This window comes from Monashia sp. HAY1-2A (assembly GCF_056755315.1).
In genome coordinates, this window is the sequence record NZ_JBNDHY010000154.1 from 1 (window position 1) to 10,100 (window position 10,100).

Annotated in this window: 9 protein-coding genes; 4 read left to right on the forward strand and 5 right to left on the reverse strand. The window is 73.5% G+C overall.

Going from position 1 to position 10,100, the window contains the following annotated elements:
- Positions 1–65 precede the first annotated feature (65 nt).
- The gene (locus ACPYOM_RS18105) at positions 66–620 is read right to left on the reverse strand and encodes a TetR/AcrR family transcriptional regulator C-terminal domain-containing protein (RefSeq protein WP_481347025.1); all 555 of its coding nucleotides are present in this window, start codon (positions 618–620) and stop codon (positions 66–68) included.
- Positions 621–767: 147 nt separating this feature from the next.
- Between ACPYOM_RS18105 and bioB the strand changes: the two genes are divergently transcribed.
- Genes bioB through bioD form a run of 4 tightly spaced genes read left to right on the forward strand, consistent with a single transcriptional unit; the run spans position 768 to position 5,056 of the window.
- On the forward strand, positions 768–1,850 hold the full coding sequence (gene bioB, locus ACPYOM_RS18110; protein ID WP_481347026.1) for a biotin synthase BioB: 1,083 nt from the start codon (positions 768–770) through the stop codon (positions 1,848–1,850).
- Positions 1,843–3,204: an adenosylmethionine--8-amino-7-oxononanoate transaminase gene (gene bioA, locus ACPYOM_RS18115; protein WP_481347027.1), complete on the forward strand. Its 1,362-nt coding sequence runs from the start codon at positions 1,843–1,845 to the stop codon at positions 3,202–3,204. The genes bioB and bioA overlap by 8 nt, the downstream gene beginning before the upstream one ends.
- On the forward strand, positions 3,201–4,361 hold the full coding sequence (locus ACPYOM_RS18120) for an 8-amino-7-oxononanoate synthase (protein WP_481347028.1): 1,161 nt from the start codon (positions 3,201–3,203) through the stop codon (positions 4,359–4,361). The genes bioA and ACPYOM_RS18120 overlap by 4 nt, the downstream gene beginning before the upstream one ends.
- Complete coding sequence (gene bioD, locus ACPYOM_RS18125) at positions 4,358–5,056, forward strand: dethiobiotin synthase (protein WP_481347029.1); 699 nt, start codon at positions 4,358–4,360, stop codon at positions 5,054–5,056. Before ACPYOM_RS18120 ends, bioD begins: the two co-directional genes overlap by 4 nt.
- A gap of 61 nt (positions 5,057–5,117) precedes the next feature.
- On the opposite strand, the gene cimA is transcribed toward bioD, so the two are convergent.
- The 4 genes from cimA to ACPYOM_RS18145 form a co-directional block, all read right to left on the reverse strand.
- Positions 5,118–6,698: a citramalate synthase gene (cimA, locus tag ACPYOM_RS18130; RefSeq protein WP_481343772.1), complete on the reverse strand. Its 1,581-nt coding sequence runs from the start codon at positions 6,696–6,698 to the stop codon at positions 5,118–5,120.
- A 332-nt stretch (positions 6,699–7,030) separates the two neighbouring features.
- Positions 7,031–7,777 carry a gamma-glutamyl-gamma-aminobutyrate hydrolase family protein gene (locus ACPYOM_RS18135; protein WP_481347030.1) on the reverse strand — a complete coding sequence of 249 codons (747 nt, stop codon included), beginning with the start codon at positions 7,775–7,777 and terminating at the stop codon, positions 7,031–7,033.
- 27 nt (positions 7,778–7,804) lie between these two features.
- Positions 7,805–8,572, reverse strand: coding sequence for a 3-oxoacyl-ACP reductase (locus ACPYOM_RS18140; protein ID WP_481347031.1), 768 nt, complete (start codon positions 8,570–8,572; stop codon positions 7,805–7,807).
- A 42-nt stretch (positions 8,573–8,614) separates the two neighbouring features.
- Positions 8,615–9,988 (reverse strand): aldehyde dehydrogenase family protein, encoded by a 1,374-nt coding sequence (locus tag ACPYOM_RS18145; RefSeq protein WP_481347032.1) that lies wholly within the window; start codon positions 9,986–9,988, stop codon positions 8,615–8,617.
- Positions 9,989–10,100 lie beyond the last annotated feature (112 nt).

Sequence of the window (10,100 nt, forward strand, 5' to 3'; positions counted from 1 at the left end):
TCCGTCGTCGGCAGCGGCAGATGTGTATAAGAGACAGGGCCTGGGCCGTCCGGCACCAGCACCGGTCAGCCGTGGCGCAGGCCGGCGAGGACGACCTCGAGGCCGACCTCGAAGGCCTTGGCGACGGCCGCGGCGTCGCGTGCCCGGAAGTCGGGGTCGAGGTCGAGGGCGATGCGCTGGTTGTGCTCGGTGGTCACCGACCCGAGGACGTGGTGCAGCACGACCTCGGCGACGGCCTCGCGGTCGCGGCGTGACACCCCCGCGCGGCCGACGAGCCGCACGAGGTCCTCGACGGGACGCAGCGATCGCGGGTCGACCGCGTGCGCCAGCGCCACGACGTCGGCACCGTCGGGCACGTGCCGCACCGCCTCGCGCAGGGCGTGCGCGTGCGCGGCGAGCGCCTCCTGCGGCGGTCGCTGCGGGTCGGGCTCGGGGATGGCCGTGAGCAGCCGCCCCGCGACCTCGACGAGCAGCTCCTGCTTGTTCGCGACGTGCCAGTACAGGGCACCGGGCTGCACGTCGAGCTCGCGCGCGAGGCGCCGCATCGTGAGGTCGGCCAGGCCGTACCGCCGCAGGATGTCGACGGCGGTCGACACGACCTGGTCCCGGCTCAGCGCCACGTCCGCCCCCTCCCCTGCTGCTCACCGACGGACGCGCCGCGTGACCTGGGTCGCGCGTCCACCGCGTTGACACCCGAGCGTAGCGACTCGGCATACTGAACGCCGTTCAAGTTGAACACCGTTCAGTGCCGAGCGCAAGGAGCCCGCATGACCCGCCGATTCGACGACCTGGCCGACGCCGTCCTGTCCGGCGCCCCGGCCACCGCCGAGGACGCCCTCGACGTCCTGCGGTCGAGCGACGAGGAGCTCCTCGACGTCGTCGCGGCCGCGGCCCGCCTGCGCCGCAAGCACTTCGGCAACACGGTGAAGGTCAACTACCTCGTCAACCTCAAGTCCGGGCTGTGCCCCGAGGACTGCCACTACTGCTCGCAGCGACTCGGCTCGACGGCCGACATCCTGCGCTACACGTGGCTGAAGAGCGACGAGGCGATCGAGCAGGCCCGCGCCGGCCTCCGGGGCGGCGCGACGCGCGTCTGCATGGTCAGCAGCGGGCGCGGCCCGACCGACCGCGACGTCGACCGCGTCGCCGGCATGGTCGGGGCCCTCAAGGCCGAGCACCCCGACGTCGAGGTGTGCGCCTGCCTCGGCCTGCTCAGGGACGGTCAGGCCGAGCGCCTGCGCGCCGCCGGCGTCGACGCCTACAACCACAACATCAACACGGCCGAGTCACACCACGACTCCATCGTCACGAGCCACACCTACGCCGACCGCGTCGAGACCGTCGGCCGGGCCCAGGCCGCGGGCCTGTCGGCGTGCTCGGGACTCATCGCCGGGCTCGGCGAGTCCGACGAGCAGCTCGTCGAGGCGCTGCTCGCGCTGCGCGACCTCGGCTCGGACTCGATCCCCGTCAACTTCCTCATGCCCTTCGACGGGACCCCGCTCGAGGGAACGTGGGAGCTGACGCCGGCCCGCTGCGTCCGCATCCTCGCCGCCGCCCGTTTCGTGTGCCCCGACCGCGAGGTCCGCGTCGCGGGTGGTCGCGAGATGCACCTGCGCTCCCTCCAGGCCCTCGCCCTGCACGTCGCGAACTCCATCTTCCTCGGCGACTACCTCACCTCGGAGGGACAGGCGGCCGAGGCAGACCTGGAGCTGATCCGCGACAACGGCTTCGTCGTCCTCGGTGCGGAACCCGCTGCGGGGCAGGGCGCTCCGGGCCCGGCAACCACGCCGTCACACGACCCGGCCAAGCGGCGTCGCGGCGCCGGCACGGCCGCCAGCCCCAATGCGTGAGGCCGCCGACGTGCTCGCACACGGGCCCAGCTCGGCGGACACGAGCGTCGTCGGGCGCGACCGGGGGCTCGTCTGGCATCCGTACGCGCCTCTCGACGGGGCCCCGCCCTACGCCGTGACCGCAGCCCACGGCGTGCGGCTCGACCTCACCGCGCCCGACGGCACCCGGTTCGAGGCCGTCGACGGCATGGCGTCGTGGTGGTGCGCGGTGCACGGGTACCGCCACCCCGCCCTCGACGCGGCGGCGCACGCACAGGTGGACCGGTTCAGCCATGTCATGTTCGGCGGCCTGACCCACGAGCCGGCGGTGACGCTGGCCGAGCGGCTGACCGCCCTGGCGCCGGGCCCGATGGCGCACGTGTTCTTCGCCGATTCCGGCTCGGTGTCGGTCGAGGTGGCCCTCAAGCTGTCACTGCAGTACCAGGCCGGGTCGGGCCGGCCGGGCCGACAGCGGTTCCTCACCGTCCGCGGCGGCTACCACGGCGACACGTTCGCGGCGATGAGCGTCTGCGACCCCGTCGACGGCATGCACTCGGCCTTTCCCGGCGTCCTCGCCCGGCACGTCTTCGCCCAGCGCCCACCTGCGGCCCGCCACGACCCGGTCGCCGACGCGTGGCAGACCGATTCGGCCGCCCTCGAGGCCTGGGCGGCACGGCTGCGCGACCTGGGCCGGCGCCACGCCGACGAGCTGGCTGCCGTCGTCGTCGAGCCGGTCCTGCAGGGAGCCGGGGGCATGCACGTGTACGACCCACGGTGCCTGCGCATCCTGCGCGAGGTGGCCGACGAGCACGACCTGCTGCTCGTCGCCGACGAGATCGCGACCGGGTTCGGCCGCACCGGGCGGCTGTTCGCCTCGGAGTGGGCGGGTGTCGCACCGGACGTCGTCTGCGTCGGCAAGGCCCTCACCGGCGGTTACCTCACCCTCGCGGCCGTCCTCATGACCGAAGCGGTCGGCGCCACGATCACCCGGTCGCAGTTCCGGGCCCTGCTGCACGGACCGACCTTCATGGCCAACCCCCTGGCGTGCGCCGTGGCCGCCGCCTCCCTCGACCTCGTCGAGGACACGTGGCACCGCGCCGTACCGCGCATCGAGCGTCGCCTGGCCGAGGGGCTGGACCCGGCGTCGGGCCTGGCCTCGGTCCGCGACGTGCGCACGCTCGGGGCGGTCGGCGTCGTCCAGCTCGACGAGCCGGTCGACGTGCCCGCGGTGACCCGTGCCGCGCTCGAGCGTGGGGCCTGGGTGCGCCCGTTCCGCGATCTCGTCTACACGATGCCTCCCTACGTGTGCTCGGACGAGGACGTCGACACCATCACGCGGGCCGTCGTCGGCGCCGTCGCGCAGGTGCACGGATGAGCGCCTGGGACGCGTGGCTGCACGAGCGCGCACGCGGGCGCGAGGAGCGCGGGACGGTCCGGTTCGACCCCGTGCTTCGCGTCGGCGGGCGGCACCCTGCCGAGCCCGAGCCGCTCGACCTCGCCTCCAACGACTACCTCGGCCTCTCGCGGGACGACCGCGTGGTGGCCGCCGCCCACGAGGCCATCGACCGGTACGGCGCGTCGGCCACCGCCAGCCGGCTCGTCACCGGCACCCTGCCGGTGCACCGCGAGCTGGAGGGTGCGCTCTGCCGCCTCACCGGGCAGCGGAGCGCCCTCGTCTTCTCGACCGGGTACGCCGCCAACCTCGGCGCCCTGACCGCGCTGTCCGGACGCGGCGCCGAGATCCTGCTCGACGCCCACGCCCACGCGTCGCTGCACGATGCCGCCCGCATGGCCCGCGTCCCCTACACGACCTTCGCGCACAACGACCCCGCCGACCTCGATGCCCGACTGGACGAGCGCGCCGGCCGGCGCGTCGTCGTCGCGGTGGAGTCGGTGTACTCGGTACTGGGCGACGCCGCTGCCCTGCCCGACCTGCATGCCGTGTGCCGCCGCCACGACGCCCTCCTCGTCGTCGACGAGGCCCATGGCATCGGCGTCGCGGGCGGGGGGCGCGGCCTCGTCGCGGCGCTCGGGATGGCCGGGGCCGACCACCTCGTCGTGACGCTGACCCTGTCCAAGGCGCTCGGCTCCCAGGGCGGTGCGGTGCTCGGCCCGGTCGCCCTGCGGGAGCACCTGGTCAACACCGCGCGGCCCTTCATCTTCGACACCGGCCTGGCCCCGGCCGCGCTCGCCGCCGCGGAGATCGTCACCGACGAGCCGGGGCTCGCGGCGCGGGTGCGCGAGAACGCCCGCACGATCGCGGCCCGCTGCGGCATCACGCCGGCCGCCGGCGCGGTGCAGTCCCTGGCGATGCCCTCGCCCGACGCCGCGGTCGCGGCTGCCCTCGAGCTTCGGGCCCAGGGCATCCTCGTCGGCTGCTTCCGTCCGCCGAGCGTGCCCGACGGCGTCTCGCGGCTGCGGGTCACCGCCCGCGCCGACCTGCCCGCCGACACCGTGGCCGAGGCCGCCGAGCTCGTCGCCGTCGTCGCCGCCGTGCACGCGGTACCGACCGCCCCGGCGGGGCAGCCGTGACGCTGCCGGCGGTCATCGTCGTGACCGGCACCGACACCGAGGTGGGCAAGACCGTCGCGACCGCAGCCGTGGCGGCCGTGCTGGCTGGCGCCGGCCGACGCGTCACGGTCTTCAAGCCGACGCAGACCGGCGTCGCACCCGGTGAGTCGGGCGACGTCGCGGAGGTCGAGCGCCTGTCCGGCGTTCCGGGCTTCGAGGGGGTCCGGCTGCCTGCGCCGATGGCGCCCCGGGCCGCGGCCGCGCTCGAGGGGGCGGCCCTGCCGGCGTTCGCCGACCACGTCGACGCGGTGCGTCGCCTGTCAGCCGGGCACGACCACGTGCTCGTCGAGGGCGCGGGCGGCCTGCTCGTCGAGCTCACCGACGCGGGCGAGACCCTCGCGGACCTCGCGCGCGGCCTGCCGGACGTCGGCGTGGTGCTCGTCGTCCGCAGCTCTCTCGGCACGCTCAACCACACCATGCTGACTCGGGAGGCGCTGGGGCACAGGCGTATCCGTCAGCTGGGCGTCGTCATCGGCGCCTGGCCCGAGGACCCCGACGTCGTCGAGGTCACGAACCGCGAGCACCTCGCCGGCCTCCCCGAGGGCCTGCTCGGCGCCGTCCCCGCCGGGGCAGCGACGCTCGCCCCCGACACCTTCCGGGCGAGGTCCGGCTCCTGGCTCCCCGGACTGCTCACCCTGCTGCGCGGGACGACCTGACGGCGCCCACCGCCGGCGCGGCGGCGACCCCACGGGCACCGCTCCTGCGGCGCGGGCCCCGTCAGCGCCTGGGCACGTCCTGCCGGATCAGGCCGCGGACGATGCCGTCGGTGAGTGCGCGCCACGATGCGGCGAGGATCGAGCCCGCGACGCCGATGGTGTCCCACGACGTCTCACCGTCGGAGGTCTCGATGAGCACGCGGGTCACGGCGTCGGTGCCGTGCGACGCGTCGAGGATGCGCACCTTGAAGTCGATGAGCTCGAGCTTCTCGATCTCGGGGTAGGCGCGGGACAGCGCGTCGCGCAGGGCGTGGTCGAGGGCGTTGACCGGGCCGTTGCCCTCGCCGGTCGCGATGAGGCGCGAGCCGTCGGCGCGCAGCTTGACGGTGGCCTCGGAGGTGGCGTCGCCGGTGCCCGAGGAGTCGGTGATGACGCGCCACGACTCGACCTCGAAGTAGTGCGTGCAGCCCGGCTCGAGGGCCTCGCGGATCATCAGCTCGACGGTGGCGTCGGCCGCGTCGAACGTCCAGCCGCGCAGCTCGAGGTCCTTGACCTCGGCGAGCACCGCCGCGACGACGTCGGGCCGCCCGGACAGGTCGAGCCCGGCCTCGCGGGCCTTGAGCTCGATGCTGGCCCGGCCCGCCATGTCCGACACGAGCGTGCGCATGCCGTTGCCGACCAGCTCGGGGTCCATGTGCTGGTAGAGGTCGGGGTCGACCTTGAGCGCGCTGGCGTGCAGGCCGGCCTTGTGCGCGAAGGCGCTCGCGCCCACGTAGGGCTGGCGGCTGTACGCCGGCACGTTCGTCACCTCGCTGATGGCGTGGGCGATGTGCATGGCCCGCCGGAACGCCTCGGGCGCCATGGCCTCGAGGCCGAGCTTGAACTGGAGGTTGGCGGCGACGGTGACGAGGTCGGCGTTGCCGGTGCGCTCGCCGTAGCCGTTGACGGTGCCCTGCACGTGCGTCGCCCCGGCCCGCACGGCGGCGACGGAGTTGGCGGCGGCACAGCCGGTGTCGTTGTGGCAGTGGGCGCCGATGCGGGCACCCGTCGAGGCGATGACGTCGGCGACGACCTCCTCGACCTGGTGCGGCAGCATGCCGCCGTTGGTGTCGCAGAGGACGACGACCTCGGCGCCCGCCTCGTGCGCCGTGCGAACGACGGACAGCGCGTAGTCGCGGTCGAGAAGCCAGCCGTCGAAGAAGTGCTCGCAGTCGACGAACACGCGCCGGCCCTGCCGGGCGAGGTGCGAGACGGTGTCACGGACCATCGCGAGGTTCTCCTCGAGCGTCGTCTTCAGGGCCCGCTCGACGTGGCCGGTGTGTGACTTCGCGACGAGGCACACGACTGCTGCGCCGGAGTCGACGAGGGCCTGCACGAGGGGGTCCTGCGCCGCGACGCCCCCAGCCCGTCGGGTCGCCCCGAAGGCCGCGAGCGTCGCGTGGCGCAGTCGCAGCTCGCCCTTGGCGCGCTCGAAGAACTCCGTGTCCTTCGGGTTAGCCCCCGGCCAGCCACCCTCGATGAAGTCGACCCCGAGGTCGTCGAGCAGCCCGGCGATGGCCAGCTTGTCCGACACCGACAGGTTGAGACCCTCCTGCTGGGCGCCGTCGCGCAGGGTGGTGTCGTAGACGTGCAGCGCTTCCATGGCCTTCATTGTCCTCGATCTCGGGGATGGCTCCGTGTGCGGTCGTCCTCGGTGCTCGTCATCGGGCCTGGGGCCGGTGCCGCCCGTGCCGGGTGTGGCCTGGGCCGCGGTCTCCCTCACGGTGGTTCGGGAAACAAAAAGACCCCCCGGGGTGCGGGAGGTCTGCGCGACGAGGGTCTCTCGTCGCGCTAGTCGATAATGAGCGTGCTGGTGTGCACGAGGTGCGGCTTCACGCTCGTCAATGTAGGGGCGCGGAAACATCGCCGAAACACCCGGTCCGGATGCTGGGACCGACATCTCGTGCCGCAGCGCCCTCGCGCGGCCCGTCGTGCTCAGGTGCGGGCCGACCGGCCCCGCACCCTGGCGCGCGCCGCGTCGACGAGCGCGTCGAAGAGCCGGGCGTCCTCACCCTCCTCGGGGTGCCACTGGACGGCCAGCCGGAAGCTGACGGCCGGGTCCTCCATCGCCTCGAGCGTGCCGTCGTCGGCCCACGCCGCCGCGACGTACCCGGGGTGCGTCAGCACCGACTGGTGGTGGTAGCTCGGGACGTCGACCGACGGGCCGAGCACGGCGGACAGGCGGGTGCCCGCCACCGTGCGCACCGGGTGGCTGCCGTACGTGGCGGGCGCCGGCGAGTGCCCCTCGTGCCCGACGCGCTCGGGAGTGTGCTGCTCGAGCCGGCCGCCCGCGGCCACGGCCATGACCTGCATGCCCCGGCAGATGCCGAGCACCGGCACGTCGAGGGCCGCCGTGGCCCGGGCGAGCGCCACCTCCGTGGCGTCACGGTCCGGGCGCGAGGCCTGGACGGTCGGATGCCGTGTCGCGTCGTACAGCTCCGGCGCGACGTCGGCCCCACCCGCGATGACGAGCCCGTCGAGCCGGCCGAGCACCGCACGCATCAGGTCCTCGGAGCCGTCGGGCCGCGGCGGGATGACGAGGGCGATGCCGCCGGCCTCCTCGACCTTGCGCACGTAGCTGTGCGGCAGGAGGGCCGACGGGACGTCGACCCAGTCGCCGCGCGACGCCGGCTCGACGTACGACGTGATCCCGATGACCGGGCGGGTCACGGTGTCCGACACGGCCCCTCCTCGACGCGAGACACGGTGTCAGAGGGGCGTGACGTAGGCACCGGAGATGCCGCCGTCGACGAGGAAGGTGGAGGCCGTGATGAAGCTCGACTCGTCGGAGGCGAGGAAGAGCACGGCGTTGGCCATCTCCTCCGGCTCGCCGAACCGGCCCATCGGCACGTGCACGAGACGGCGCGCGGCCCGCTCCTCGTCCTTGGCGAAGAGCTCCTGCAGCAACGGCGTGTTGACCGGACCCGGGCACAGCGCGTTGACGCGGACGCCCTCGCGGGCGAACTGGACGCCGAGCTCGCGGCTCATCGAGAGCACGCCACCCTTGCTCGCGCTGTAGGAGATCTGCGACGTCGCCGCGCCCATGACGGCCACGAACGAGGCCGTGTTGATGATCGAGCCCTTCTTCTGCTCGAGCATGTAGGGCAGGGCGGCCTTGCAGCAGAGGTAGACCGACGTCAGGTTGACCTCCTGGACCCTGCGCCACGCGTCGAGGTCGGTGTCGAGGATGGAGTCGTCCTCGGGCGGGGAGATGCCGGCGTTGTTGAAGGCGATGTCGACCGATCCGTAGGTCTCCTTGGCGGTGGCGAAGAGCGCGTCGACCTCCTCCTTGCTCACGACGTCGACCTTGACGAACGTGCCGTCCACCTCCTCGGCGACGCGCGGGCCGTTGACGGCGTCGAGGTCGCCGATGACGACCTTCGCCCCTTCCTCGGCGAACCGCCGCGCGGTGGCCAGGCCGATGCCGGAGCACCCGCCCGTGATGACTGCGACCTTGCCGTCGAGCCTGCCTGCCATGACTCCTCTTTCCTTGCTGTCCGGGGGGTGTCGGTCGTGCACTCAGTCGGTGGAGATGAAGACGTTCTTGACCTCGGTGAACGCGTCGAGCGCGTCCGGGCCGAGCTCGCGCCCGATCCCGCTGCGCTTGAAGCCCCCGAACGGCGTCCAGTAGCGGACGCTGCTGTGGGAGTTGACCGACAGGTTGCCGGCCTCGATGCCACGGGCGACGCGCAGGGCCCGCCCGACGTCACGGGTCCAGATCGAACCGGAGAGCCCGTACGCGGTGTCGTTGGCCTTGGCGACGGCGTCGGCCTCGTCGTCGAAGGGCATGACGGCCACGACCGGCCCGAACACCTCCTCCTGCCAGACCCGGTCGGACGTCGAGCCGGGCAGGACCACCGTGGGCGCGTACCAGTAGCCCGAGCCGCCGGGGGCCGCACCGCGGAAGGCGACGTCGACGCGGTCGGGCGCGTCCTCGACGTACGAACGGACCCGAGCGTGCTGGTCGGCGCTGATGAGCGGCCCCATCTCCGAGGCCTCGTCGGTGGGGTCGGTGACCACGACACCGCGTACCGCCGTCTCGAAGTGCTCCATGAACCGGTCGAAGACGTTGCGCTGCACGAGGATCCGACTACGGGCGCAGCAGTCCTGACCGGCGTTGTCGAACACGCCGTAGGGGGCGCGGGCCGCGGCGAGCTCGAGGTCGGCGTCGTCGAACACGACGTTGGCGCTCTTGCCGCCGAGCTCGAGGGTGACCCGCTTGAGCTGGTCGGCGGCTCCGCGCATGATCTGCTGCCCGACCTCGGTGGAGCCGGTGAAGCACACCTTGCGCACGGCCGGGTGCGTGACGAACCGCTCGCCCACGACCGAGCCCTGGCCCGGGACGACGGTGAACACGCCTTCGGGCAGCCCCGCCTCGAGGGCGAGCTCGCCGAGGCGCATGGCCGTCAGCGGGGTCAGCTCGGCGGGCTTGAGCACGACGGTGTTGCCGGCCGCGAGCGCCGGCGCGAAGCCCCAGCCGGCGATCGGCATCGGGAAGTTCCACGGCACGATGACGCCGACGACCCCGAGGGGCTCGCGGAAGGTCACGTCGAGGCCACCGGCGACGGGGATCTGCTGGCCGAGGTTCCGCTCCGGGGCGCCCGCGTAGTAGGCCAGCACGTCGCGGACGTTCCCCGCCTCCCACCGGGCGTTGCCGATCGTGTGCCCCGCGTTCTGCACCTCGAGGAGGGCCAGCTCCTCCTGGTGCTCGCCGACGAGGTCGGAGAACCGGCGCAGGAGCAGCGCCCGGTCCCCGGGCGCGACGTCCCGCCACGCGGGGAACGCGTCCGCGGCGCGGACGATGGCGGCGTCGGCCTCCTCGAGGGAGGCGAGCTCGACCGAGCGCACCACCTGCTCGGTGGCGGGGTTGATGACGTCGTGCGTCTGGGTCATGCGTCTTCGTCCTCCCGGTCCAGGGGTGCCTCGACTCCCGGGAGTCGGGGAACACCTCGAACCAGTGTGTCGGGGCTGTCTCCTATACACCTCTGACGCTGCCGACGACGGA